The sequence below is a fragment of the Microbacterium shimangi genome (assembly GCF_043556445.1).
Classification (GTDB): domain Bacteria; phylum Actinomycetota; class Actinomycetes; order Actinomycetales; family Microbacteriaceae; genus Microbacterium.
Genome location: NZ_JBIGII010000003.1, coordinates 830,638 through 855,758 on the forward strand (window position 1 = coordinate 830,638; position 25,121 = coordinate 855,758).

The following is a 25,121-nucleotide window of genomic DNA, read 5'->3' on the forward strand; positions in this document are numbered from 1 at the left end:
GTGACCCGCGGCGGCCACCTGCGCGAGCGGGGGGAGCGCGCGGCCTGGGGAAAGGCGCCCGAGCGGTTGCAGCGGGCGGCCGCGGCGCGCGGGGCGCTCGCCGCAGATGGTGTTCACCTCGCCGGCATCCGTCACCACTCGCCGGCGTGCGCCCTGGCCGTCAGGGCGCTCATCGCCGAGGTCCGCCCCTCGGTCGTTCTCATCGAGGGTCCGGCCGAGTTCGATCGGCGACTCGGAGAGCTGCAAGACCCCACCACCCGCCCGCCCATCGCGGTGCTGAGTCTCGCCGGCGACGGGGCGGCGTTCTATCCCCTCGCCGCCTCGTCGCCGGAATGGGTGGCGGTTCGCGCGGCCGCCGATGCGGGGATCCCGGTGGCGTTCATCGACAGCCCGGTGCGCGGCGCCGGAACCGACGACGGAGCCTCCGACGACGCCCTCGCCCGTACGCTCCAGGGCGAGGGGCAGCTGGCACGCAGTCGCAGCATCGCCGCTCTGGCACAACGGCTGCACTGCCGTGACCATGACGAACTCTGGGACCAGCTGTTCGAGTGCCGGACCCCGCAGGCGCTCGCCGATGCGCCGACCCTGCTCGACGACGTCTTCGCGTGGGCGGCGTTGGCCCGTCTCGATTACACCGATGACGAGCTCGCCCACGACGACTCCTTCGATCGTGAGGCGCACATGCTCGCGCACATCCGCCGTCACCGCGCCGGCGGACCCGTGGTCGTCGTGACGGGGGCGTTCCACACCCTCGCCCTCGTCGAAGCTCTCGGCGACATCGCCGAAGGTGAGCCGGTCCGCGCGCGAGCCGGTGCGGTCGATCTCGAGGTGAGCAGCAGCGAGTCGTGGCTGATCCGCTACGACAACGAGCGTCTCGACGCGCTGCGGGGGTACGGGGCGGGGCTGCCTGCCCCCGGATTCTACGAGCGGCTCTGGCAGGAGCTCGAACGCGGCGGCGACCCCGGCGAACTCGCCATCATTCTCCTGCACGAGATCGCCGTCGCCGCGCGCGGGCACGGCAGCCCGATCAGTGCCGCGCAGCTGATCGCGGCGGCCGAGGCCGCACGTCGGCTCGCCGAACTGCGCGAGCGGCCGTGGCCGTGCCGGACCGATCTGCTCGACGCCGTGGCCTCGTGCTTCGCCGACGGCGAAGGGGTGCCGCCGGCCGTTCGCCGCGGCGTCGGCGAGGTGTTCGGCGGTGCGACCCTGGGCGAGGTCGCGCCCTCGGTCGACGCGCCGCCGCTCGTTCGCGAAGCCCGCGCCCGTGCGGTGCAGCTCGGCCTCGGAGTCGACACCTCGACGACCCGCGTCTCGCGCCTCGACCGTCGGGCGACGGGCGCGCGCGCGGAGCGTCATCGGGCGCGCGGGCGGTACTTCGCGCTCATGGCGCTGGTCGATTCGGGCTTCTCGCGGCGGTTGACGGGCCCCGACTTCGCCGCCGGCACGGGCCTCGGCCGCGCCCAGGAGGAGTGGGAGTACGCCTGGACTCCGGCGGTGGAGGCCGCCCTCATCGCCCGCTCTCTGGCACACCCCACCCTCGAGGCGGCCGCCCTGAGCCGCATCGCGCATCGGGCAGACGCCGCGGGTGACGGGGCCGGCGCATCGGCCCGCGTCTCGGCCGCGCTCGTGGACGCCGTGACGGTCGGCCTGCACGCCATGATCCCCGATCTCGGGGTCGTGCTGACGCGCGCGCTGCATGACGACGGCGACATCGGGTCGGTCGCCGCCGCGCTCCACCGCCTCGCCGCGCTCTGGGAGGCCCGGACCGAGCTCGACCTCGAGCGGCACGAGGCGCTCGTGGTCTCGCTGTTCTCCACCGGCGCGGCGGCACTGGCCTACCGCATCCCGGGCCTTGCCGCGGTCGGCGAAGACGAGGAGGGCGCGGCGATCGAGGCTCTCGTGTCGACGCGGGCGCTCGGCGACAGACTCGGGCGAACCGGGCTCCCGGTAGACATCGGTGCGACGACGCGCGCTGCGGCGGTGGTGGGGGCGGACGCGGAGGCCGCGCCGGGGGTGCGGGCCGCGATCCTGGGCCTCGCCGCCGCGCACGAAGAGATGTCCATCGAAGAGTTCGCCCGCTCCGTCGCTTCCTACCTGTCGCCCGGTGCGGAGGCCTCCGCGGCGGCGAGGTTCGTCGGCGGCCTGATGCGCGCAGCATCCGATCTCGTCGTGCACACCCCCGAAGTCATCGACACCGTGGGCGCGAGCCTGGCGGCGATGTCGGAGGAGTCCTTCCTTTCGCGGCTGCCCGACCTTCGGCGCGCATTCTCGACCCTGCGGCCGACCGAGACCCACGAGGTTGCGACGCGGGTCGCGCAGAGCACGGGCGTCGGTGCCGAGTCCATCGACGTCGTGAGCGCTTTCACCGAGGACGACGTGCGGACCGCACTCGCGGTGGAGCAGCAGCTCGCGCGCTCGTTGGGGCGCGACGGACTCGCGGACTGGGTACCGACCGGGGGGCGCCGATGAGCGACAGTGCAGCCCTCGCCCGACGATGGCGGCTCGTGCTGGGACGGTACGCCGAACAGCGGATGCCCCTGGGGCCGGGAAACGAGCGCCTCGACGAGACCCTCGGCTATCTCTACGATCGCGAGTATCGGCGCCGAGGGCACCTCGGTGCCGGCGAGGGCAAGGGGGCGAGCCTGGATGCTTCCGTGGTCGAGGCCGTTCGGTGGCTGGGAGACGCGCGCGAGCTCTTCCCGACCTCGACGTTCGAACGGGTGCAGGCCGAGGCGATCACCCGTTACGGGCTCACCGAGCTGCTGACCGACCCCGCGACCGCGCGCCGCATCGAGCCGAGCGTGGGGCTCGCCGCCGCCCTCCTCCAGGTGCGGGAGCGGCTCGACGAGGCGGCCGCGGCGGGGCTTCGCGAGATCATCGCCAGGGTGGTCGACGAACTCGTCCGCCGCCTCCGTCCTCGATTCGAAACCGCCCTCGGCGGAAGCCGCAACCCGCGGCAGCGATCGCTCCGCCCGCGCGCGGCCGATCTCGACTGGCGGCGCACCGTGCGCGAGAACCTGGGCAACTACGACCGCGAAACGCAGCGGCTCATGATCGACCGGGTCTCCTTCACCGGCCGTGCTCGACGCACCCTGTCGTGGGACGTGGTGCTGCTCGTCGACCAGAGCGGGTCGATGGCCAGCTCGCTGGTCTACAGCGCGGTGTGCGCGAGCGTGTTGAGCGGGCTCCCCGGCATCCGCGTTCGGCTCCTGACCTTCGACACCGGCGTCGTCGATCTGACGTCGTTCGCGCACGACCCCGTGCAGGTGTTGATGGCGGCGCGCCTGGGTGGCGGGACCGACATCGCGGGCGCTCTGGCCTATGCGGAGAGCGTCGTGACCACACCGGCGCGCACGGTCGTCGCGGTCGTCAGCGACTTCTACGAAGGCGGGTCGGTGGGGGCACTGCTGGCGACGGCGCGGCGTATGGCCGCCGGCGGCACCAGGCTGATCGGTATCGCCGCCCTCGACGACACCGGTGTCGCGGCGTACGACACGGCCCTCGCTCGTCGACTCGTCGAGGTGGGCATGGACGTCGCCGCCGTCACCCCCGACCGTTTCGCGGAGTGGCTCGCCGAGGTGATGGCGTGAGCGAAGGGGCCTTCGGGAAGTGGGCGGCGGTCTTTGCCGGGTTCGACGATGCGGCGCTCGCCGGCCTCGCGAACGCCGGCGTCGTGCGCCGCGCGCGCCGCGAGCTCCCGCAGGTCACGCTCGCCGGGCGAGGCGACGCATCCGCGACCGTTCGCGTGGGAGAGGCGACGGTGGTCCTCTCCGGTGCGGGGCCCGCCGCTGCGCGGTGCGACTGCCCGCTGACGGGAATGTGCGCCCACGCGATCGCCGCGGCGATGTGGCTGCGCGACGAAGTGGTGGCGGCCATTCCCGCCGACGCTCCCGACGCCGATCCGATCGCCGAGCTCCTCGCGATGTCGCTCGCCGAGGTGCGCCGCTGGGCGGGCGTGTCCACTCTGCGGCGCGTCGCAGAAGTGCTGCCCGAGGGGGCGGACGGCAGCTGCGAGGTCATGCTCTCCGGAACGAACGCCGAGATCGTCTGGACCGCCGAAGGAACGCCTCGCCGGGTTCTCGCCGTGGCGGGCGCCGGCCTTGCCGGCCTCACCGTGCTCGACGGCCCCCGCGACGCCGCAGGGCAGAAGGCCGTCGCGCTGGAGGCCGTCGTGCGACTGCGGCTCGGTGCCGGCATGCCGTGGGAGTGGCCGGCGGACGTCGCCGGCGTCGATCGTTCCGAGTCTCGGACCGTCGCGGCGCAGGCCGGCGAACTCCTCGACGCCCACCTCGCTCGCGGCCTCGCGCACGTGGGTGCCGACGCCGCGGCCGAGATACGCCTCGCCGGTTCGCGAGCTCGACTCGCGCGTCTTCCTCTCCTCGAGCGCCTTCTCGTCGAGGCCGCTTCGCGCACCGAGTCGTACGCCGCGCGCGACGATGCGACGACCCAGACGCACGTGGCGACGGCATTCGCGCACGCGCGGGCGCTCGCACACGTGCTGAGCCGCGCCGCCGAGCCACCGCCCCACCTCGTCGGCACGGTCAGGCAGGGGAGCGAAGCGGTGCACGGTGAAACGGCCGACCCCGACCGATTCGTTCCGGTCGCCGCGGAGTGGTGGCGGTCGCCCACCGGCGCTCGCGGGGTGACCGTGTCGTTCTGGGACACGGTGATCGGTGAGATGCATCGCGCGACCAGCGCCCGACGGGCGGGCGAAGATCCGGGGTTCACCCGATCGTGGGACGCACCGGCTCTGTGGGAGGTGTCGCCGGCACGCATCGCGGCGGGCCGTTTCGGTCTGAGCGGCATGGAGGTGCGCGACGACGGCAGCGTCAGTGTGACCGCGCGCACCCGCTTCGTGTCGGGCGCCGCGCTCACCGAGGATGACCTGAGGGGGGTGCGGGCAGCCGATTCCTCCGCGATCGTCACCTTCGGCAGGGCGCGAACGGTGCCCGTCATCGTGTGGGTGGGGCGAACCCTCGCCCTCGCCGTGGACGGGGTGCGCCAAGAGTTGGTGTGGTCTGTCGCCTCGGAAGGCCGCGGGATCGAGCAGTTTCGTCTGCCGGCGGCCGATCAGACGGCGGTCGGTGCTCTGATCGCCCTCATCGAAGACGACCGCGATGTCGCCGCCGTCGCTGCCGAGCACCGAGACGAAGGGATGCTGCCGCTCACCGTCTTCTGTGCCGCGCGGGGAGGGCTCGAGGCGGTCTCGCTCTCGCTCACTCCGGTCGCCCGGCCGAAGTCGGCCGTGCCGACCTCCCGGGTTCTCGAACGGCTTCCTCGGGCGGGGGCTGCGCCGGTCGACCCGCCGCTCATCGCCCAGACGCGCGCCGCGCTCGAGGCCGTGGTGTCCCTCGCGGCGACCGGCCGGCGCGCCTCGCCCGCACAGCTCGTGCAGCTCGAACGTCGGGGGGCGGCCCTCGACGCACTCGGGGTGTCGACCGCGGTCGTCGCGCTCGCGAACGTGGGGGAGGAGCAGAGCCCCGCCGCTCTCGCCCGTGCGGTGTTCTTCCTCGACCGCACCCTGCAACTGGCGAGGGTGCGGCCGAGGGGAACGCCCGTCGGCTGAGGGCGGTGCCGAACCCCGGTCAGGCGACGGGAGCGGATGCGGCGGCGCGACCCCGCTCGAACCCGGCGGTGAAGCCGCGCTCATAGGCCTGCTCGCCGTGCGGCTGGTGGTCGCCGCAGCCATGGTCGCGGCCGTGGCCGAATCCGCGGTGCCCGTGGCCGGGACCGAAGCCTCGGTGACCCGGGCCGAAGCCGCGGTGGCCGCCCCCGAAGCCGTCCCGGAAACCCGGGCCGAATCCGCCGGCGAAGCCGTGGCGGCGGTGGCCCGCATCGGCGCTCTCGTCCCAGCCGAGCTCACGCGCGATCGCCTCGAGCGAGGCGAGCGTGGTGTCGAAGTCCTCGGGTGAGACGGCGCCCGAGACGCGCTCGCGCATTCCGTCGACCAGGGCGGCGAGCCGATCCTTCTCGGCCCTGCCGGCTTCGGTCAGCTCCCATCGACCGTCGGCCTCGACGATCCAGCCGCGGTCGGCGAGGCGGCGGACACGGCCGCTCTTTCGGGCGAGCCGCTCGGCCAACCACGGGGTGTCGACGCTGCTGTCGACGGCGTTCAGCAGCATCCAGTCGCGACGCGAGACATCGGCGTCGTCGAGCGACGCGGCGAACTCGTGGGCGAGGAGGCCGTCGACGACGCGCAGCCAGTAGCCGAGCGGACGACGGGGGGTTTCGTTTTCGTTGGTGTCTGAGTTCTCCATGGGGAGAGTCCTTTCGTTGCGGGGCCTAGACGGCCACCGGGATGTATGTCTTATGACAAGTAGTTGTAGAGTGACATGTATTTCGCATGCATGTCAAGTCACATGTAAATTGGATGCCGTGACCACCGATCCCGCCGAACAGATCGCTGCCGCGCTCGCTCGCTTGCGTGGCGGTCGTCCGCGACCCCCGTGGAGCCCGGACGGTGGAGCGCACGGGCCATGGAGTCACGGCGGCCCCCATGCCCACGGGGGAATGTCCGGTGCACCGCCGTGGGCCGAGCGCGGGCGCGGCCGGTTCGGTGGGCCGGCGCGGTTGCGTCTGCTCGAGGCTCTGCTCGCAGCATCCGACCCCCTCACGGTCAGCGAAGCCGCCGCAGCGATCGGTGTGGACCAGCCGCGCGCCTCACGCCTGGTGCAGCAGCTGGCCGATCACGGGCTGGTGAGGCGGGAGGCCGATCCGGCCGACGCGCGGCGCACGCGTATCGCCCTCACCGACGCCGGCGATGCGCTCGTCCGCGGCTTTCGGGGCGAGCGCCGCGATGCGGTGAGCACGGCCTTGGCGGACTTCACCGAGGCCGACCGGGCAGAATTCGCCCGCCTTCTCGCGAAGTTCGCGGAGGCCTGGCCGCGTTAGCGAGCCGCCCCGCGCATTCCGCCGGGTTTCGGTCGCTGAGCGGGTTGGCGGCGGCTGTGCTCCTCTCGTGCGTCTCGTCGAGTCGCGGTCGCTGAGCTTGTCGAAGCGTCCGAGGGCGGGCTTGCCAGGAGGGTCGGCCCGCAAGTTCGAGTGTCGGAGGTATGTTCTAGTCTTTGATCATGAGCGAGCACGGCGAACATCCCGCGGGCGAGGCCCCCGAAGTGCGTGCGTCGTACGGGTTCGATTCCGTCTCCAACGAGGATCGTGAGTGGTTCGATGCGGAGGCGGGTCGCGCTGCGGGTGGGCGTGACGCGCTCGATGACGTGATGGATGTGTCGACGTTGATGTCGTCGTTCGCGGCGCATCGGTTCCAGCGGGTCGAGGCCCTGCGTCGTGACGCGATGGTGGAGGGTGACCGGTTTCGTGGGGTGACGTCGGAGATCATCTGGCGGTCGTTGCGGTTGGAGTTGGCGGCGGTGTTGCAGGTGACGGAGAACGCGGCGGAGCGGATGCTGATCACCGCTGATGGTCTCGTGAACCGGTATCCGACGATGTGGGAGTCGTTGTCGCGTGCCCGCACGACGGAGCGTCACGGTGAGGTGTTCGTGGAGCTCGTCGACACGGTCGAACCGGAACTCCGCGACCGGGTCGTCCCCCTGGGGGTGGAGCTTGCCGAGACTCACGCGCTGGGTGCGTTCCGCCGGCGACTGCGGGCGCTGGTGGAGACGGTGCGGGCGGCGACGTTGGAGGAGCGTCACCGGGAGGCGTTGCGGGAGCGGCGGATGGTGGTGCAACCCGCCGATGACGGGATGGGATGGCTGCTTGTTCACGCGTCGATGGTGAAGATCCGGGCGGTCGCGAACCGGGTCACCGCGATCGGGAAGGTCCTCGCCGCGGAAGAAGGCGAGGAACGCACCCTCGATGAACTCCGCGCCGATGTGGTGGTCGATCTGTTGGTGGATGGGGAGATCGACAGCACTCCGGGGGCGGTGCGGGGGATCCGGGCGACGGTCGCGGTGACGGTGCCGGCGTTGTCCCTCCTCGACCACGCCCACGCGAGGACGGACCCGGCGGTGGTGGAGGGGGTCGGGCCGATCCCGATCGGCGAGGCGCGGGAGTTGTGTGGTGGGGCGGAGGGGTGGATGCGGGTGCTCACCCACCCCGAGACCGGGGTGGTTCTCTCGGTGGGGCGTGATCTGTATCGGCCCCCGGAGTCGCTGCGGCGGGTGGTGAGGTGGCGGGCGGAGCGATGTTCCGCGCCCGGGTGCGGGATCCCCGCCGACCGGTGCCAGATCGATCATCAGATCGCGTGGGAACACGGCGGCAGAACAGAACTCACGAACCTCACCCCCCTCTGCGTCGGACACCACACCGTCAAACACCACGGCGGGTGGCGGGTCGCCCAACTCGACGGGAGTGGTGGCGCGATCGAGTGGCTCTCACCGGGCGGGAGACGATTCATCGTCCATCCGGAACGAAAGGTGCCCACGTTCCGACCCGCGCCCGACCAGGCGGGGGCTGGCGGGGCCGCACCCTTCTAATCGCGAGCCCGCGGGGCCCTTCGACAGGCTCAGGGGCCGGCTTCGCGGAATCAGCGGGGGCTCGGGGTGGCGGCTATCCGCCGACCCGCGGGGTGCGCACCGGCAGGAGCAGGGCCAACCCCACGACGAGAACGATGACGATGCCGAGAATGCCGAACGCGGTGACGCTCGTGATGACGATGAGAAGCGACCAGAGCGCTGACGAGATCCAGCTCGCGGCCCGACCCGTCGTGGCGTACAGGCCGAAGATTTCGCCCTCGCGCCCGGCGGGGGTGACGCGGGCGAGGAACGAACGAGCAGCGGCCTGGGCAGGACCGACGAAGGCGCAGAGGATGAGCCCGCCGATCCAGAAGACGACCTGCCCGCCGTCGCGGAGGAAGAACACCGCGAGCCCGGCGATGATCATGCCGATCAGCGCCGTCACGATGATCTTCTTCGCGCCGAAACGGTCGTCGAGGCGTCCGGCGAGGATCGTCGAGATGCCGGCGACGAGGTTCGCCGCGATGCCGAAGATGACGAGTTTGATGAAGTCGAACCCGAAAACACCGCCGGCGATGATCGCGCCGTAGGCGAAGACCCCCGCGAGGCCGTCGCGGAAGACGGCGCTCGAGACGAGGAACCAGAACGTCGGTCGCGTCTCGGTGTTGCGATACAGCCCGATGACGTCTTTGATCAGCAGCTTGTAGCTGGCGAAGAAGCTCACACGGGCGATCTCGCGACCGGAACTCGGCTCGGGGACCGCGAAGAACAGGGGCACCGAGAACACGATCGCCCAGACGGCGCAGCCGACGGCGATGAGCCGGAACGGCAGTCCGTCGTCGGCGGGGAGGCCGAACCAGTCGGCGAGGTAGAAGACGATGACGAGGGTCAGCGCCACGATGCCGCCGATGTAACCGAAGCCCCAACCGAGGCCCGAGATGCGGCCGATGTTCTTCGGGTTCGCGATGCCGATGAGCAGGGCGTTGTAGTTGACCCCCGCGATCTCGCTGAAGACACTGCCGGCCGCGATGAGGGCCACACCCCACACGAACAGCTCGGGTTCGGGCCGCACGAAGAAGAGCGCGAACATGCACGCGACGAGGAGTCCCGTCGCGCCGGCGAGCCACCGCTTCTGGCGGCCCGAAGCATCCGCTCGCTGACCCAGGACGGGCGCGAACAGCAGGATCAGGAGTCCGGCGACCGTGCCGCCCCAGCCGTAGCCCGCGGCGAGGTCGGCCAACGCGCCGGTGCGCACGGGGTCGTTCTCGGGGAGCGCCGCGACGTCTGCGGGGAGGAACGCCTCGCCGGTCAGGTAGAGCGTCGACGCGAAGATGAACGTCAGGATGACCGAGTTGAAGGGCTGGGTGGCCCAGTCCCAGAAGGCCCACGCCAGCACCGTGCGGCCCGGCACCTTCTTGTCGACCTGCAGGTCGAGGCCCATCGCGGCGACGGCGCCCGTGTTGGCGGTCGCGGGCGGAGCCGACGGCACGGAGTCGTCGCGGTCAGATGCGCTCATTCCGGTCACGCTAGGGCGTCGGGGTGAACAGCCGGTGATGTCACGCCGGGCACCGGTGCGCCGTGATCGCGGGGCAGGGGCCCGGGCATGAACGCCGCCCACCCGCGCCGCTAGGCTCGCGACCGACGAGAGGAACCGACATGGCCGACGATCACCAGAAGCCGCCGCGCGGGGCTGGTGCCCGCCGCCCCACCCGTCGGCAGCGGATCGAGGACTCGGGCATCGACCCCGCCGACATCGCGGCCTACTTCAAGGAGCGGGTGTACGCGACCTTCACCGGGCTCGCGATCGTCCTCGTCGCGGCGACGTCGGAGCATCCCGAGGCCGACCACGCCTTCTTCGCACTCATCCTCGGGGTGATCGGCATCACCGCGGCCGGGTTCGTGTCGGAGATCATCTCCCACCTGTCGGTGCACCAGGAGTTCCCCGATCGCGCGGGGTTCGTCCTCGCGCTGCGCATCGCCGGCGGAGCCATGGGCACGGTGCTGGTGCCCGGCGTCATCCTCGTGCTGGCGTGGATCGACGTGTTCCCGCTGGACGGCGCCCTGATCGCCTGCGTCGTCGTCTTCATCATGACGCTCGCCGTGATCGGCTGGTTCGCGGTCCGTCGCTCCCGTCTGCCCTGGTGGCAACAGCTGCTCGCGCTGGTGATCCTCCTGGCCCTCGGGCTGCTCGTGATCGGCCTGCAGACGATCGCGCACTCCGTCTGAGACCGCCGGCGCGAAGTTGAGCCGATTCATAGCAAGTCCGCTTGACGGCTCCGCGACCGCTCGTTAGCCTTGAGTCATACGGGCTCAACCCTTCGAAAAGGTCAGGGACCTATCGACCCACTCAGGGATCGAGCCCCCCAGAACTCGATATGAACTCAAGGTCCGCAGCATCCGCTCGGTCCGTCTATAAGGAGATCAACATGGCACGTGCTGTTGGAATCGACCTCGGAACGACGAACTCGGTCGTCGCAGTCCTCGAGGGTGGCGAGCCCAAGGTCATCGCGAACGCCGAGGGCTTCCGCACGACCCCCTCGGTCGTCGCGTTCACGAAAGACGGCGAGGTGCTCGTCGGTGAGACCGCGAAGCGCCAGAACGTCACGAACGTCGACCGCACCGTCTCGAGCGTCAAGCGCCACATGGGTACCACGTGGGGCTTCGACGTCGACGGCAAGAAGTGGACGCCGCAGGAGATCTCGGCGCGCATCCTCCAGAAGCTCAAGCGCGATGCCGAGGAGTACCTCGGAGACACGGTGACCGACGCGGTCATCACGGTTCCCGCGTACTTCAACGACGCCGAGCGCCAGGCCACGAAAGAGGCCGGCGAGATCTCGGGTCTCAACGTGCTGCGCATCATCAACGAGCCGACGGCCGCGGCCCTCGCCTACGGTCTTGACAAGGGCAAAGAGGACGAGCTCATCCTGGTCTTCGACCTCGGTGGCGGAACGTTCGACGTGTCGCTGCTCGAGGTGGGCAAGGACGACGACTTCTCGACGATCCAGGTTCGCTCGACCGCGGGTGACAACCGCCTCGGCGGTGACGACTGGGACCAGCGTCTCGTCGAGTACTTCATCAAGCAGTTCAAGGACACCACCGGTGTCGACGTCTCGGGCGACAAGATCGCCCTTCAGCGTCTGAAGGAAGCGGCCGAGCAGGCGAAGAAGGAGCTCTCGAGCTCGACCTCGACCAGCGTCAACCTGCCCTACCTCTCGCTGACCGACTCCGGCCCCGTGTCGCTGTCCGAGACGATCACGCGTGCGAAGTTCGAAGACCTGACGAAGGACCTCCTCGACCGCACCAAGAAGCCGTTCGAAGACGTCATCCGCGAGGCCGGCATCAAGGTCGGCGACATCGACCACGTCGTTCTCGTCGGTGGGTCGACGCGTATGCCCGCCGTCGCCGAGCTCGTCAAGCGCGAGGCCGGCAAGGAAGCCAACAAGGGCGTCAACCCCGATGAGGTCGTCGCCGTGGGTGCTGCCCTCCAGGCCGGCGTGCTGAAGGGCGAGCGCAAAGACGTTCTGCTCATCGACGTCACCCCCCTGAGCCTCGGCATCGAGACCAAGGGCGGCATGATGACGAAGCTCATCGAGCGCAACACCGCCATCCCCACCAAGCGGAGCGAAACCTTCACGACGGCAGACGACAACCAGCCGTCGGTCGCGATCCAGGTCTTCCAGGGCGAGCGCGACTTCACCCGCGACAACAAGCCCCTCGGCACCTTCGAGCTCACCGGCATCGCGCCGGCTCCCCGCGGCATTCCGCAGGTGGAGGTCACCTTCGACATCGACGCGAACGGCATCGTTCACGTCTCGGCGAAGGACAAGGGCACCGGCAAGGAGCAGTCGATGACGATCACCGGCGGCTCTTCGCTGTCGAAGGACGACATCGAGCGCATGGTGCGCGAGGCCGAAGAGAACGCGGCAGAAGACAAGAAGCGCCGCGAATCGGCTGAGGTGCGCAACCAGGCCGAGACCCTCGCGTACTCGATCGACAAGCTGCTCGTTGAGAACGCCGACAAGCTGCCCGACAACGTCAAGTCCGAGGTGCAGGGTGACGTCGACGCGCTGAAGGCCGCTCTCGCGGGCGAGGATGACGACGCGGTGAAGACCGCGTTCGACAAGCTCAACCAGAGCCAGGGCAAGATCGGTGAGGCCATCTACAACGCGGGCCAGTCCGAGCAGTCGGCTCCGGATGCTGCGCCCGACGCACCGACGGATGCCCCCTCGTCTGAGGAGGACGTCGTCGACGCCGAGGTCGTGGACGAAGACGAAGAGAAGAAGTAGTCATGGCCGACAAGAACTTCGACCAGCCGCAGGACGGCGACGACGAGGTTCGGCCGAACGACGAGGGATCGGTGGCTGAGCCCACCGACCCCTCGTCGGCGGACGATCTGACGGTGGACGACATCCTCGGCGCTGCGCAGACCGCTCAGGCGCACGCCGAAGACAACGCACCTGTCCCCGGGCCTGTCGAAGAGCTCGAGTCGCAGCTCCTGAACGACGTGAAGCGGCTGCAGGCCGAGTACGCCAACTATCGTCGACGCACCGAGGACCAGCGCGAGCGAGAGATCGAGCGTGCGAAGGGCGAGGCGGTCAAGGGCATCCTTCCGGTGCTCGACGACCTCGACCGTGCCGTCAAGCACGGCGACCTCGTGCCCGGCACGCCGTTCTCGGCCATCGCCGACAAGGTGCGGGCCGTGGCCGAGCGTCTGGGCGTCATCTCGTACGGCGTCGCCGGTGAGGCATTCGATCCGCAGCAGCACGAGGCGATCTTCCAGGCGCCGACCGCGGGCGTGACGGTGCCCACCGTGCTCGAGGTCGTCGAGGTGGGTTACCGCCTCGGCTCCGTCGAGCTGCGACCGGCGAAGGTCGTCGTCGCCGTCCCGACCGAGTAGGAGCACGATGGCGAGTCAGGACTGGTTCGACAAGGACTTCTACAAGGTGCTCGGGGTGGACAAAGACATCGCGGAGGCCGATCTGAAGAAGACCTACCGCAAGCTCGCCCGCAAGTATCATCCCGACTCGAACCCCGGTGACGCGAAAGCCGAAGCGACCTTCAAAGAGGTCAGCGAGGCCTACGCGGTGTTGAGCGACGCCGAGCAGCGCGCGGAGTACGACCAGATTCGCGCCATGGGCTCCGGTGCGCCCCGGTTCACCGCGGGCGGCGGCGGGAACGCCGGCTTCGAAGACGTGTTCAGCGCCTTCGGTCAGGGTCGCGGGGGCTCGCGCACCCAGTCGGCGGGCAACTTCGAGGACTTCTTCGCGAACTTCGAACCCGGCGGATTCGGTTCGGGCCGGTTCGGCCAGACCACCGGCGGCTATCGCGGTTTCGGCGGTCCGCAGCGCGGCTCCGACGTCACGGCTCGGACGACGGTTGACTTCGTCACGGCGACCAAGGGCGAGACGATCTCGCTGCAGGGCGAAGACGGAAAGCCGTTCAAGGTGAAGATCCCCGCCGGTGTCTCGGACGGGCAGAAGATCCGTCTTCGCGGGCGCGGGCGCCCTTCACCCGACGGCGGCGAAAGCGGCGACATCGTCGTGCAGGTGGCCGTGCGGCCGCATCCGGTCTTCGTGCGCGATGGACTCAACCTGCGCGTGACGGTTCCCGTGACCTTCACCGAGGCCGCCCTCGGAGCCACGATCGAGGTTCCGACCCTCGGCGGTGATTCCGTGAAGCTGCGGGTCGCGCCGGGTACTCCGTCGGGCCGCGTGCTGCGGGTCAAGGGACGCGGCGTCGAGACCTCGAAGGGCACCGGCGACCTCCTCGCCGAGGTGCAGGTCGCTGTGCCGTCGCACCTCGACGACGCGGCTCGTGAGGCGCTGATGCGCTATCAAGAGCTCGAGCCCCGAGAGAACCCGCGCGCCGACCTCATGACCAAAGCGCGCGGCTGAGACGCGCGTGGGCTGACCGACGGAGGTGACGGAGATGATGGACGACGAACTCGACGACGATGCTCCGATCTTCGCGATCGCCGTGGCGGCCGAGCTGGCGAACATGCACCCGCAGACCCTTCGCCAGTACGACCGACTCGGGCTCGTCGTGCCCGAACGCACGCGCGGCGGATCGCGGCGCTACTCCTCGCGTCACGTCGGTCAGCTCCGCGAGGTGTCGCGGCTCTCGAGCGAGGGCATGAGCCTCCCGGCCATCGCGCGGCTGCTCACGCTCGAACAACACGTGCACGCCCTCACCCGCCGCGTGACCGACCTCGAACGCCAGCTGAGCGCGGAACGCCAGGCGCGCCCGGGTGCCCGCGTGTTCGCGGCCGGCGCGACCGGCTCCGTGGTGACGCTTCGCCACGGCGCGCGCGTGCGGCGCGCGACAGACGTCGTGCTGTGGCGTCCCCGGCATCCCGGAGAGCCCGCCGACGGGTCGGCAGCGGACTGACCCGGTACGGCGTTCTCGCTCAGAACGCCCGCCGTGCGGCGTGACGCGTCGCGGGCTCAGCGCGGACCGGGACCGGGGTCGATCCGCAGAACCTCGGGCGATTCGCCGACCGAGAAGTCGTCGACGATGCGGATGCTGCGGGCGATCTCGTCGACGGCGGGTATGACGGTCGCGACGCGCTCGCGATCGGAGCACACGGCGGTCAGGGTCACGAAGTGGGTGCCGGTGTCCCAGGTGTAGGTGGCGAAGGGCGGGGTGCGCGGGTCGGCCGGAAGGTCCATCACGAGCTTCTCGCCCGTTCCGAGGAAGGGGTTCCGGAAGTCCTCGGTGTCGTCGTACTCCATCGGCATGCTGGCGCGGGCGGCGCGCAGCTGAGAGGTGGCCTCCTGCACCTGGGCCATGACGACGACCAGCTCGGGGTCGGCTTTCCACACCCAGACGCGCACGCGGCCCGCGGCTCTGCGCAGGAGGAACGGCGTCGCCTGGCTCGCCGCCCACGCGAGGAAGCCGCTCGCGGGACGCTCGGTCGCGCCCACCGCCGTCTTCGCCTGCCCGAGCAGCATGCGGATGGCGGCCTTGCGATGGCGGCGGCCGCGCAGCCCGAGCGATTCGGTCACGGGCACCCAGCGGGCGGGATCGGCATCTGCCTGCAGTCGGGTCGGCATGGCCCCTAGCGTAGGCGGCTCACGGTGTCTATCCCGTGTCGGAGGTCCGTGGCAGGCTGTGACTACGGCCTCGGTCGCGTCCACCTCACGCTTTCGCACCCTTCGGAGTCCCCGTGCTCGGTAAGCTCCTCATCCGCTACCTGAAGACCTACCGCTGGCTTCTGGTGGGTGTCCTCGTCTTCCAGTTCGCGTCCGCGATGGCGTCGCTGTACCTGCCGCGTCTGAACGCCGACATCATCGACCAGGGCGTCGCCCAGGGAGACACCGGCTTCATCTGGTCGACCGGCATGGTCATGCTCGCCATCTCGCTCGGTCAGATCACCGCGTCGGTGATCGCGACCTACTTCGCCGCGCGCGCCGCGATGGCGGCGGGCCGCGACATCCGCCGCGACGTCTATGACAAGGTCAGCGGGTTCTCCGAGCGCGAGGTCTCGCAGTTCGGCCCCGGCTCGCTCATCACGCGCAACACGAACGACGTGCAGCAGGTGCAGATGCTGGCCATGATGGGCGCGACGATGCTCGTCACCGCCCCGCTCCTGGCCATCGGCGGCGTCATCATGGCGCTGCAGCAAGACGTCGGGCTGAGCTGGCTCATCGGGGTGTCGGTGCCGTCGCTGCTGATCGTCGCCGCGCTCATCATCAGCCGTATGGTGCCGCTGTTCCGCACCTTCCAGAAGAAGCTCGACGCGGTCAACCGCGTCATGCGCGAGCAGCTCACCGGCGTCCGCGTCGTTCGGGCGTTCGTGCGCGAAGACATCGAAGAAGAACGGTTCGGCGTCGCGAACACCGACATCATGGTGGTCGGTCGAAAAGTGGGGTCGCTGTTCGTTCTGCTGTTCCCCCTCGCGATGCTGGTGCTCAACGTGACGGTCGTCGGCGTGATCTGGTTCGGCGGCATCCAGGTCGATGCCGGCACGGTCGAGATCGGTACCCTGTTCGCGTTCATGCAGTACGTCGGTCAGATCCTCATGGGGGTACTGATGGCGAGCTTCATGACGATCATGATCCCGCGCGCGGCGGTGTCGGCCGAGCGCATCGGCGAGGTGCTCGCGAGCGAGTCGACCCTGACCCGCGCGGCGAAGCCCGTGACGGTCTTCCCCGCCCCCGGCTCCCTCGCCTTCGACGGTGTCGCCTTCACCTACCCCGGTGCAGAGTCGCCGGTGCTCGAGGGCATCAGCTTCGAGGTCGCACGCGGTGAGACCGTCGCGATCGTCGGGTCGACGGGGGCCGGAAAGACGACGCTGATCTCGCTCATCCCGCGACTGTTCGACGTGACCGGTGGCGCCGTGCGCGTCGGCGGCGTCGACGTGCGCGAGGCCGACCTCGACGAGCTGTGGAAGGGCATCGGGCTCGTCCCGCAGCGGCCGTTCCTCTTCACCGGCACCGTCGCGTCGAACCTCCGCTTCGGCAGAGAAGAGGCCACCGACGACGAGCTCTGGAAGGCACTCGAGATCGCGCAGGGCAAAGACTTCGTTCTCGAGATGGAGGGCCGGCTCGACGCGCGCATCGCGCAGGGCGGCACCAACGTCTCGGGGGGTCAGCGGCAGCGTCTCGCCATCGCGCGCGCGATCCTGCACCAGCCCGAGATCCTCGTCTTCGACGACTCGTTCTCGGCGCTCGACCTCTCGACCGACGCACGACTGCGTCAGGCGCTCTGGCGAGAACTTCCCGAGGTGACGAAGGTCGTCGTCGCGCAGCGTGTGTCGACGATCACCGACGCCGACCGCATCGTGGTGCTCGAGAACGGCCGCATGGCCGGCGTCGGCACGCACGAACAGCTGCTGGAATCCAGCACCACCTACCGCGAGATCGTCGAATCCCAGCTGGGAGTGGAAGCATGAGCGCCCCCGACGCCCTCACCGAAGACGAGCGCCTCGAACTCGAACTCGCCGAGCAGGCCCGCCAGAACTCGGGCGACTGGGATTCGGTCGCCCCCGGCAAGGCCACGAACTTCGGCAAGAGCTTCGCCCGTCTGATCGGACTCCTGCGGCCGCACGCGGTCGCGTTCGCCTTCGTCTCGGTGCTCGGCGCCATCGGTGTGATGCTCGCAGTACTCGCGCCGCGCATCCTGGGTGAGGCGACGAACCTCATCTTCGAGGGGGTCGTGTCGCGCTCGCTCGCCGACCAGTTCCCCCTCGGCACCAGCCAGGAGAACGTCGTCGAGTCGCTCCGAAACGCCGGCCAAGGCGACCTCGCGAACATCGTCGGCGCGATGCAGAACTTCCAGGTCGGCGCCGGCGTCGACTTCGACCGGCTGCGCATGGTCATCATCGCCGTGCTCGCGATCTACGTCGCCTCGTCGTTCCTCAGCTGGATCCAGGGCTACGTGATCAACATCATCATGGTCCGCACGATGTGGCGCCTGCGTGAATCGGTCGAGGCGAAGATCAACCGCCTGCCCCTGTCGTACTTCGACAAGGTGCAGCGCGGCGAGCTCATCTCGCGGGTCACGAACGACATCGACAACATCACTCAGACGATGCAGCAGTCGCTCTCGACGGTCGTCACCTCCGTGCTGACGGTGATCGGCGTGCTCGTGATGATGTTCACGATCTCGTGGCAGCTCGCCATCGTGGCGCTCATCTCGCTACCGCTCATGGCGGTGATCTTCGGGGTCATCGGCCCCCGCTCGCAGAAGGCGTTCAGCGTCCAGTGGCGCAAGGTCGGGCGCCTCAACGCCCGCGTCGAAGAGTCGTTCTCGGGTCACGCGCTGGTCAAGGTCTACGGCCGCGAGAAAGACTCCCGCGAGAAGTTCGAGGCGGAGAACGAAGAGCTCTACCGCGCGAGTTTCCAGGCGCAGTTCCTCTCCGGCATGATCATGCCCGGCATGATGTTCATCGGAAATCTGACCTACGTCGGCATCGCGGTCCTGGGAGGGCTGATGGTGGCGAGCGGTCAGCTCCGCCTCGGCGACGTGCAGGCGTTCATCCAGTACTCGCAGCAGTTCACGCAGCCGTTGTCGGAGCTCGGCGGAATGGCCGCCGTCGTACAGTCGGGCACGGCATCCGCCGAGCGCGTCTTCGAGCTGCTCGATGCCGAAGAACAAGAGCCCGACGCCGAAGATGCGCCGCGGCCGGTCGACGGTGAGGGCGTCATCGAGTTCGAGCACGTGCGCTTCTCCTACACGCCCGAGCGCCCGCTGATCACCGACCTGTCGTTCCGGGTGGAGCCCGGCCAGACCGTCGCCATCGTCGGGCCCACGGGCGCCGGCAAGACGACGCTGGTCAACCTGATCATGCGGTTCTACGAGCTCGACGGCGGGCGCATCCTGCTCGACGGGCAGGACATCGGCGAGCTGACGCGTGCGGCGGTCCGCTCGCGCACCGGCATGGTGCTGCAAGATCCGTGGCTGTTCGCCGGCACGATCCGAGAGAACATCCGGTACGGGCGCGAGTCGGCGACCGACGAAGAGATCGTCGCCGCGGCCACCGCGACACGCGTCGACCGATTCGTCCAGTCGCTGCCCGACGGGTACGACACCGTGCTCGATGAGGACGCATCCAACGTCTCCGCCGGTGAGAAGCAGCTGATCACGATCGCCCGGGCGTTCGTGGCGCAGCCGGCGGTGCTCATCCTCGATGAGGCCACCTCGTCTGTCGACACGCGCACCGAGCTGCTGCTGCAGCACGCGATGGCAGCGCTCCGCGAGGGCCGCACGTCATTCGTCATCGCACACCGTCTCTCGACGATCCGCGACGCCGACCTCATCCTCGTGATGGAGCACGGCGACATCGTCGAGAAGGGCACGCACAACGAACTCATCGCCTCCGAGGGCGCGTACTGGCGGCTCTACCAGTCCCAGTTCGAGCAGGCGGCAGACGAGGGGCAGACCGCCCCGGTTGTCGACGCCGAAGCTGCTCCATCGGGCGCGACGGCGACGGCGGGCGAGGCCGCGGGTGACGCGACGGCGGGGGCCGAGTTCGGGGCCGACGGTTCTGCGCCACGCTGAGAGCCGTGTCGCTTTTCGAGGGCTGCGAGGGGCCTCGGGTACAGTGGTGCCGCATGCACCGCACCGTGCGACTCATCCCGCCGCACAGATTGGCCGCCACCCGTGACCTCCCCCGCGACGCCTGACCACGAACGATCCGACGCCGATCGGCCCCTCACCATCCTGGTGGGCTGCGATACGTTCTCTCCCGACATCAACGGGGCCGCCCGCTTCGCCGAACGCCTCGCCGCCGGACTCGTCGTCCGCGGACACGACGTGCACGTCGTGGCGCCGAACACCGAGTACCGGCGCGCGGAACCGCGCACCGAGGTGATCGAAGGTCAGCCGATGACCCTGCACCGGCTGCCGTCGGTGCGCTGGCCCCCGCACGACTGGCTGCGGTTCGTGTGGCCCTGGCGGTCGAAGCACTACGCGCGCCAGGTGCTCGACAGCGTCAAGCCCGACGTCGTCCACATCCAGTCGCACATCGTGATCGGGCGGGGCCTTGCACGCGAGGCGCGCAAGCGCGGCATTCCCCTGGTCGCGACCAACCACGTGATGGCCGAGAACCTGCTCGACTTCACCACGCTGCCGGCGTTCCTCAACCGCATCGTGGTGAAGCTCGCCTGGGCCGACGCGAAGCGCACGTTCGACATGACCCGCGCCGTGACGACCCCGACACGCAACGCCGCTGATTTCCTCGAGTCGACGATCGACCTCGACCGCGTCATCCCCATCAGCTGCGGCATCGACCAGGCGAACTACGTCGCCGACCTGACGCCGCGCGACGCGAACCGCATCCTCTTTGTCGGTCGTCTGACGACCGAGAAGGGCATCGACGTGCTGCTCAATGCCGTTGCAGCCCTCGACCCGAAGCTCGACGTGACCGTCGACCTCGTCGGGGGCGGCGACCAGCGGAAGAACCTCGAGACGCTCACGCAGCAGCTCGGGCTCGACTCCCGCGTCACCTTCCACGGACACGCGAGCGAGGCCGACCTCCGCGCCCTGTACACGCGGGCGAGCCTCTTCGCGATCGCGTCGATCGCCGAGCTGCAGTCGATCGCGACGATGGAGGCAATGGCCTCGGGGCTCCCGATCGTCGCCGCCGACGCGGTCGCCCTCCCGCACCTCGTGCACGACGGCGAGAACGGCTTCCTCTTCGAGCCGGGCAACGTCGGCGAGCTCGCCGAGCGCCTCACCGACGTGCTCACCGCATCGCCGGAGGAACGCCTGCGGATGCAGCAGGCGTCGCTCGACGGCGTCGTGGTGCACGACATCGGCCGTACCCTCGACACCTTCGAAGCCCTCTACCGGGGCGAGCCGATTCCGGAGTAGCGCCGTGCATGTCGTGATGTTCGGCGATCAGCACGTCGAATCCTCCGGCGGCGCCCAGGTGTCGATGCGGCTCCAGCGCCGCTTTCTCGAGCGCGCCGGCCACACCGTCACGATCGTTGCGCCCCGCCTCCACGCGAGGCGCATCTCCGACCCCGCGCTGGTCGACCTGACCTCGCTGCCGATCACGACCGACCGCGAGTACGGCCTGAGCGTCCCCGGGCGACGCACCGATCGGCGCCTCGACCTCGCGATGACCGGGCGGTCCCCGGTCGACGTGGTGCACGTGCAGGCCGACTTCTGGGGCGCGATCATCGGCCACCGTTTCGCACGGCGTCACCGTCTCCCGGTCGTCCACACGATGCACAACCGGGTCGACGTCGGTATCGAGGCCACCGCCCCGTTTCCGGCGCTGGTGCTCCGCGGCCTGAACGCCTGGGGACGACGGATGCTGCGACCCCACGGCAGTCCGAGAATCGCACGACCGGCCCGGGCCTCGCGGGACTCCGGCGGAGCGGTGCGCGAGAGCGCCAGCGACGGCTGGGCCTACCTCCGACTGCTCGCGGCGGGCGCGAATGCGGTCACGGCCCCGTCGTCGCACTTCGCCCGACGGCTCGAGCAGCACGCCGTGTTCCCCCTCGTCGACGTCGTGTGGAACGGGATCGACGACGACATCCTCGACGCGGCGCGTGCCGCTGCCCTCGCTGACGGCTCGCCGCGTGACGAAACGGCGGGTGCGCAGCATCCGCCCCGCGCCCGATTCGTCTGGGTCGGTCGCATGAGTCCCGAGAAGCGACTGCTGCCGTTCCTTCGTGCGGTCGTCGAGGCGAACGCCGCGGTCGACGTCGAGATCATCGGCGGCGGCGGGCAACTCCGGGCGGCCCGCAAGCTCGTCGGCGCTTCGCAGGGAGCGGCGCGCATCTCCTTCGCGGGACGACTGCCCTACGCCGAGACCCTCCGCCGCATCGCCGAGGCCGACGCGGTCGTGCAGACCTCGATCGGGTTCGAGACCCAAGGTATGACGGTGTTCGAGGCGGCGTCGCTGGGGACCCCGGCCGTGGTCAGCGATCCCGACATCGCCGGCGAACTGGCCTCGGGATTCTGGGCGGTGGCGGACCCCTCGCCTGAGGCCCTCGCCCGGACGCTCGCGACGGCCGCTGCCGACATCGTGGGCGGGCAGGCCCCGACGCCGAACCCCGCCGTGGCCGAGGCCTTCCGGCAATCCTCGCGCACCGCCGCGATGGTGGAGGTCTACGACAGGGCGATCGCGCTCAGCCGCTGAAGGCGAACACCAGAACCGTCGTGAGTTGCGAGGCCAGCAGCCCGAACAGCACGACCGCGCCCCCGCCGAGCCCGATGCCCGCGAGCGCTTTGGGGCGCTCCCGGGCGGCGAGACCGATGCCGCCGACCACGACTGCCGCCGCGCCGACGAGGCCCTGGAGGATCGCCATGAAGCCGGTGAAAGCGCCGAACAGGTCGTACCGCACATCTGCGCCGCCGATGATGGCCGCCGAGACGAGCGACGTCACCAGCTGAATGGCGAGCGATGCGGCCACCAGCACGACCGAGATGAGACCCGCCGTATTGCCCGGTCTCTGGGGACCGGCCGGGGATGGTGGATAGGGGGGATTCGTCACGGTCGCCTCGTCTCGTCGGCACGAGTCTAAAGACGCTCGGCGCTTTTCAGTGGAGTCGGGAGCGATCGGTCGGCACCCGGTGGTAGCCGTCGGAGGCGACGGTGAGGGCGGCCGAGACGAGCCCGGCGACAGCGAGGACGGCGAGAGCGATAAGAATCATCATGGCAGTTACGCTATGATGAGCACTATTCCGCCACGAGTGGCAGGATGGACACTTGTCACCGTAATTCTGCCATCGTCATGAATCGAGGTCACCGATGAAGACCGTCGCCGTCATCGTCCAAGAGGGTTTCGCGCCGTTCGAGTTCGGTCTGGCGTGCGAGGCGTTCGGACTCGACCGCAGCGATGACGGAATCGAGCCGTTCGACTTCCGGATCCTCTCGCCCGAGCCCGGCGTGGTGCAGAGCAACATGGGTTTCTCGATCAACGTCGAGCACGATCTGACGTTCGCCGACGAGGCCGATCTCGTCGTCGTCACCCCGATCCCCCGTGAGAAGTGGAGCTCTGTCGACGTGCGCGTCGCCGACGTGGTGCGGCGGGCTGCCGACCGGGGCGCGTGGCTCCTCAGCGTCTGCAGCGGCTCGTTCGTGCTCGCAGCGTCCGGCGTGCTCGACGGTCGGCGGGCCACGACCCACTGGCGGTACGCCGCGGTCATGGCGGCGATGTATCCCTCCATCGACGTCGACCCCGACGTGCTCTACGTGCAATCCGACCGCATCATCACGAGCGCCGGAACGGCCGCCGGTCTCGACGCGTGCCTGCATCTTCTCCGTCAGGAGCTGGGGGCCGAGATGGCGAACATCATCGCCCGGCGCATGGTCGTCCCCCCTCAGCGCGACGGCGGGCAGGCGCAGTTCATCGCCTCGCCGCTGCCCGTCGAAGCATCCCTGTCTCTCGCGCCGGTGAGCGACTGGATGCTGCAGAACCTCACGGCAGAGCTCACCGTCGACCAGCTCGCGGCCAGGGCCCACATGTCGCCGCGCACCTTCGCGCGGCGGTTCAAGGCCGACTTCGGGGCGACTCCCGCGGCCTGGCTCGCCCGGCAGCGGATCATCCACGCCCAGCGACTGCTCGAGCGGTCGGGGTTCGGGCTCGACCGCGTCGCGACCGAGAGCGGCTTCGGATCGGCGGCCGTGCTGCGCCAGAACTTCGCGCGCACGCTGGGGATCACCCCGACCGCCTATCGCACGCGATTCGCCTGCACGGTCGAGGCGCGGGGCGCCATCACGGGTGCGGAGCAGGCGCTCGAACCCACCGACCGCCTGGCGCCCGTCGCCTGACACCGCGGTCGGTGCGCGGTGTCGGTTCCCGCGGCGAGGGTCAGGATCCGGCGGCGACGAACGCGGCGTGGTCGGCGCGCGTGAGCTCGGCGTACGCGAACGCCCAGTCGACGATCGGACCCGTGAGGGCGCGGCCGCTTCCGGCGTAGCCCGCGACGACAGGAGCGTTCGGCGACTGGGCGTGGGCACGCGCGAGGGTTGCCGCACACGCCTGCGCGTAGCGGTGGAAGGGTGCGTCGTCGAGTTCGACCATCTCGATGCCGCCCTTCATGTCGTGGAACTGTCGGGCGTAGTAGTCCTGATCGGGGCTCTGCACGTGTCCGAGGAACGGGTCGGAGACCGCCTGCAGCACGCGCTGCAGCGCGACCACTCGGGCGCCCTCGCCCGAGGCGGCGATCATCTCGGTGAGGGGTGCCGGCTGGTGCACGCCGCCGAACTGTTCGAGCACGCTGCGGCCCGCCTCCTTGCCCTGCACGACGAGCGCATGACCGTCGCCGTCCTGCAGCAACACGAGAAAACAGCGGGTGCCGACGCTGCCGACCCCGACCACGCGGTGCACGACGTCGACGGCCTCGTACTGCGCGAGCAGCATGCGCACGTCGACGTTCACCGAGGCACGATAATCGGCGTCGGCGCCCAGCATCCGTCGGCGCGCGTCGGCATCGACGTGCACCATCGTCGGGGGCATCTCGATGAAGGCCAGTCGCCCGTCGCCGGCGTCGACCGTGAGCCGGCGCACTGCGCGGCGGCCGGTGCGGCGCTTGGCGTCACGGATGGCCTCGACGATCACCTCGCGCGACTCCGCGTCGTACGAGTCGAGCAGAGCGTGCGGGCTGAAGTGCTCGAAGTAGCGGGCGAGCGGGTCGCGTTCGACGAGGCGACCCAGCACCCGCGCATAGGTGCGCACGGCTGCGGCGGCGGTCTCGCGCACGACCCCGTCATCGCGCGAGGTCTCGTGGCCGGCGAGCACGATGCTCGTCACCAGGCGCTTCACGTCCCACTCCCACGGGGCCCACGCGGCCTCGTCGAAGTCGTTGAGGTCGAACACGAGGGTGCGCTGCGGTGAGGCGTAGAAGCCGAAGTTCGCGACGTGCGCGTCACCGCACGAGGCGACGGTGATGCCCGAATGCGCGTCGCGGGCCAGGTCGGCGGCCATGACGGCCGCGGCTCCCCGATAGAACGCGAAGACGCTCGCCGACATGCGTTCGGCGCGAAGCGGAACGAGTTCGGGAACACGGGTGGCGTTCTGGGTGGCCAGCACGCCGAGAGGGTCGCGGCCGGTCGTCGTCAGAACCGAGAGGTCGCGCCGGGGCAGGCGCTGCCGCGCGTCTCGGCCGAAGGACCGGCGATCGGCCGTGCTCGGGGGCGGAGTGCGCGGGGAGTCGGTCGAGGGCGTCGTCACGGGCTCACCGTAGTCCTCCGCGGGGAAGGGCTGGTGAGAACCGGGCGACGCCTGTTAAACTTGAGTCAACGGCACTCAA

Annotated in this window: 20 protein-coding genes; 15 read left to right on the top strand and 5 right to left on the bottom strand. The window is 69.9% G+C overall.

Annotated features, from left to right (window positions below; all coding sequences use genetic code 11):
* From ACFXQA_RS05645 to ACFXQA_RS05655, 3 genes are read left to right on the top strand one after another with little or no spacing between them, the layout of a single operon-like run.
* Positions 1-2,469 carry a DUF5682 family protein gene (locus tag ACFXQA_RS05645; RefSeq protein ID WP_394518813.1) on the top strand — a complete coding sequence of 823 codons (2,469 nt, stop codon included), beginning with the start codon at positions 1-3 and terminating at the stop codon, positions 2,467-2,469.
* Positions 2,466-3,590 carry a VWA domain-containing protein gene (locus ACFXQA_RS05650; RefSeq protein ID WP_394518814.1) on the top strand — a complete coding sequence of 375 codons (1,125 nt, stop codon included), beginning with the start codon at positions 2,466-2,468 and terminating at the stop codon, positions 3,588-3,590. Before ACFXQA_RS05645 ends, ACFXQA_RS05650 begins: the two co-directional genes overlap by 4 nt.
* The gene (locus ACFXQA_RS05655; protein WP_394518815.1) at positions 3,587-5,566 is read left to right on the top strand and encodes a hypothetical protein; all 1,980 of its coding nucleotides are present in this window, start codon (positions 3,587-3,589) and stop codon (positions 5,564-5,566) included. Before ACFXQA_RS05650 ends, ACFXQA_RS05655 begins: the two co-directional genes overlap by 4 nt.
* A gap of 19 nt (positions 5,567-5,585) precedes the next feature.
* On the opposite strand, the gene ACFXQA_RS05660 is transcribed toward ACFXQA_RS05655, so the two are convergent.
* The gene (locus tag ACFXQA_RS05660) at positions 5,586-6,257 is read right to left on the bottom strand and encodes a MarR family winged helix-turn-helix transcriptional regulator (RefSeq protein ID WP_394518816.1); all 672 of its coding nucleotides are present in this window, start codon (positions 6,255-6,257) and stop codon (positions 5,586-5,588) included.
* Positions 6,258-6,375: 118 nt separating this feature from the next.
* On the opposite strand from ACFXQA_RS05660, the gene ACFXQA_RS05665 reads away from it, so the two are divergent.
* Positions 6,376-6,891, top strand: coding sequence for a MarR family winged helix-turn-helix transcriptional regulator (locus ACFXQA_RS05665; RefSeq protein WP_394518817.1), 516 nt, complete (start codon positions 6,376-6,378; stop codon positions 6,889-6,891).
* Positions 6,892-7,070: 179 nt separating this feature from the next.
* A complete protein-coding gene (locus ACFXQA_RS05670) occupies positions 7,071-8,432 on the top strand; it encodes an HNH endonuclease signature motif containing protein (RefSeq protein ID WP_394518818.1) in 1,362 nt (453 codons plus the stop codon).
* 73 nt (positions 8,433-8,505) lie between these two features.
* Here ACFXQA_RS05670 and ACFXQA_RS05675 read toward each other — a convergent pair whose 3' ends face one another.
* Positions 8,506-9,927 (bottom strand): MFS transporter, encoded by a 1,422-nt coding sequence (locus tag ACFXQA_RS05675; RefSeq protein WP_394518819.1) that lies wholly within the window; start codon positions 9,925-9,927, stop codon positions 8,506-8,508.
* Between the two features lie 140 nt (positions 9,928-10,067).
* Between ACFXQA_RS05675 and ACFXQA_RS05680 the strand changes: the two genes are divergently transcribed.
* From ACFXQA_RS05680 to ACFXQA_RS05700, 5 genes are all read left to right on the top strand, one after another.
* Positions 10,068-10,637: a hypothetical protein gene (locus ACFXQA_RS05680; protein ID WP_394518820.1), complete on the top strand. Its 570-nt coding sequence runs from the start codon at positions 10,068-10,070 to the stop codon at positions 10,635-10,637.
* A gap of 200 nt (positions 10,638-10,837) precedes the next feature.
* Positions 10,838-12,697 (top strand): molecular chaperone DnaK, encoded by a 1,860-nt coding sequence (dnaK, locus tag ACFXQA_RS05685; protein ID WP_394518821.1) that lies wholly within the window; start codon positions 10,838-10,840, stop codon positions 12,695-12,697.
* Between the two features lie 2 nt (positions 12,698-12,699).
* Positions 12,700-13,308 (top strand): nucleotide exchange factor GrpE, encoded by a 609-nt coding sequence (locus ACFXQA_RS05690; protein ID WP_394518822.1) that lies wholly within the window; start codon positions 12,700-12,702, stop codon positions 13,306-13,308.
* A 7-nt stretch (positions 13,309-13,315) separates the two neighbouring features.
* Positions 13,316-14,305 carry a DnaJ C-terminal domain-containing protein gene (locus ACFXQA_RS05695; protein WP_394518823.1) on the top strand — a complete coding sequence of 330 codons (990 nt, stop codon included), beginning with the start codon at positions 13,316-13,318 and terminating at the stop codon, positions 14,303-14,305.
* A 34-nt stretch (positions 14,306-14,339) separates the two neighbouring features.
* On the top strand, positions 14,340-14,798 hold the full coding sequence (locus ACFXQA_RS05700; RefSeq protein WP_394518824.1) for a heat shock protein transcriptional repressor HspR: 459 nt from the start codon (positions 14,340-14,342) through the stop codon (positions 14,796-14,798).
* Positions 14,799-14,854: 56 nt separating this feature from the next.
* On the opposite strand, the gene ACFXQA_RS05705 is transcribed toward ACFXQA_RS05700, so the two are convergent.
* The gene (locus tag ACFXQA_RS05705) at positions 14,855-15,463 is read right to left on the bottom strand and encodes a hypothetical protein (RefSeq protein ID WP_394518825.1); all 609 of its coding nucleotides are present in this window, start codon (positions 15,461-15,463) and stop codon (positions 14,855-14,857) included.
* Between the two features lie 113 nt (positions 15,464-15,576).
* On the opposite strand from ACFXQA_RS05705, the gene ACFXQA_RS05710 reads away from it, so the two are divergent.
* From ACFXQA_RS05710 to ACFXQA_RS05725, 4 genes are all read left to right on the top strand, one after another.
* Entirely contained in the window at positions 15,577-17,304 is a 1,728-nt protein-coding gene (locus ACFXQA_RS05710) for an ABC transporter ATP-binding protein (protein ID WP_394518826.1), read from the top strand.
* Entirely contained in the window at positions 17,301-19,412 is a 2,112-nt protein-coding gene (locus ACFXQA_RS05715; RefSeq protein WP_394518827.1) for an ABC transporter ATP-binding protein, read from the top strand. The genes ACFXQA_RS05710 and ACFXQA_RS05715 overlap by 4 nt, the downstream gene beginning before the upstream one ends.
* Before the next feature lie 102 nt (positions 19,413-19,514).
* Complete coding sequence (locus tag ACFXQA_RS05720) at positions 19,515-20,726, top strand: glycosyltransferase (RefSeq protein WP_394518828.1); 1,212 nt, start codon at positions 19,515-19,517, stop codon at positions 20,724-20,726.
* Between the two features lie 4 nt (positions 20,727-20,730).
* Positions 20,731-22,005, top strand: a complete 1,275-nt coding sequence (locus ACFXQA_RS05725; RefSeq protein ID WP_394518829.1) for a glycosyltransferase — start codon at positions 20,731-20,733, stop codon at positions 22,003-22,005.
* Here ACFXQA_RS05725 and ACFXQA_RS05730 read toward each other — a convergent pair.
* On the bottom strand, positions 21,995-22,360 hold the full coding sequence (locus ACFXQA_RS05730) for a hypothetical protein (RefSeq protein ID WP_394518830.1): 366 nt from the start codon (positions 22,358-22,360) through the stop codon (positions 21,995-21,997). The genes ACFXQA_RS05725 and ACFXQA_RS05730 overlap by 11 nt on opposite strands.
* A 257-nt stretch (positions 22,361-22,617) precedes the next feature.
* Here ACFXQA_RS05730 and ACFXQA_RS05735 point away from each other — a divergent pair, with 257 nt between their 5' ends.
* Complete coding sequence (locus ACFXQA_RS05735) at positions 22,618-23,640, top strand: helix-turn-helix domain-containing protein (protein WP_394518831.1); 1,023 nt, start codon at positions 22,618-22,620, stop codon at positions 23,638-23,640.
* 40 nt (positions 23,641-23,680) lie between these two features.
* Here ACFXQA_RS05735 and ACFXQA_RS05740 read toward each other — a convergent pair whose 3' ends face one another.
* The gene (locus ACFXQA_RS05740) at positions 23,681-25,042 is read right to left on the bottom strand and encodes a DUF2252 domain-containing protein (RefSeq protein WP_394518832.1); all 1,362 of its coding nucleotides are present in this window, start codon (positions 25,040-25,042) and stop codon (positions 23,681-23,683) included.
* Positions 25,043-25,121: the final 79 nt, after the last annotated feature.

What these genes read in the sequence shown, in the direction of transcription:
- ACFXQA_RS05695 (WP_394518823.1), top strand. Translation starts at nt 13,316, where the DNA reads ATGGCGAGTCAGGACTGGTTCGACAAGGACTTCTACAAGGTGCTCGGG.
- ACFXQA_RS05680 (WP_394518820.1), top strand. Translation starts at nt 10,068, where the DNA reads ATGGCCGACGATCACCAGAAGCCGCCGCGCGGGGCTGGTGCCCGCCGC.
- ACFXQA_RS05650 (WP_394518814.1), top strand. Translation starts at nt 2,466, where the DNA reads ATGAGCGACAGTGCAGCCCTCGCCCGACGATGGCGGCTCGTGCTGGGA.
- ACFXQA_RS05700 (WP_394518824.1), top strand. Translation starts at nt 14,340, where the DNA reads ATGATGGACGACGAACTCGACGACGATGCTCCGATCTTCGCGATCGCC.
- dnaK (WP_394518821.1), top strand. Translation starts at nt 10,838, where the DNA reads ATGGCACGTGCTGTTGGAATCGACCTCGGAACGACGAACTCGGTCGTC.
- ACFXQA_RS05735 (WP_394518831.1), top strand. Translation starts at nt 22,618, where the DNA reads ATGAAGACCGTCGCCGTCATCGTCCAAGAGGGTTTCGCGCCGTTCGAG.
- ACFXQA_RS05690 (WP_394518822.1), top strand. Translation starts at nt 12,700, where the DNA reads ATGGCCGACAAGAACTTCGACCAGCCGCAGGACGGCGACGACGAGGTT.
- ACFXQA_RS05675 (WP_394518819.1), bottom strand. Translation starts at nt 9,927, where the DNA reads ATGAGCGCATCTGACCGCGACGACTCCGTGCCGTCGGCTCCGCCCGCG.
- ACFXQA_RS05670 (WP_394518818.1), top strand. Translation starts at nt 7,071, where the DNA reads ATGAGCGAGCACGGCGAACATCCCGCGGGCGAGGCCCCCGAAGTGCGT.
- ACFXQA_RS05705 (WP_394518825.1), bottom strand. Translation starts at nt 15,463, where the DNA reads ATGCCGACCCGACTGCAGGCAGATGCCGATCCCGCCCGCTGGGTGCCC.
- ACFXQA_RS05660 (WP_394518816.1), bottom strand. Translation starts at nt 6,257, where the DNA reads ATGGAGAACTCAGACACCAACGAAAACGAAACCCCCCGTCGTCCGCTC.
- ACFXQA_RS05715 (WP_394518827.1), top strand. Translation starts at nt 17,301, where the DNA reads ATGAGCGCCCCCGACGCCCTCACCGAAGACGAGCGCCTCGAACTCGAA.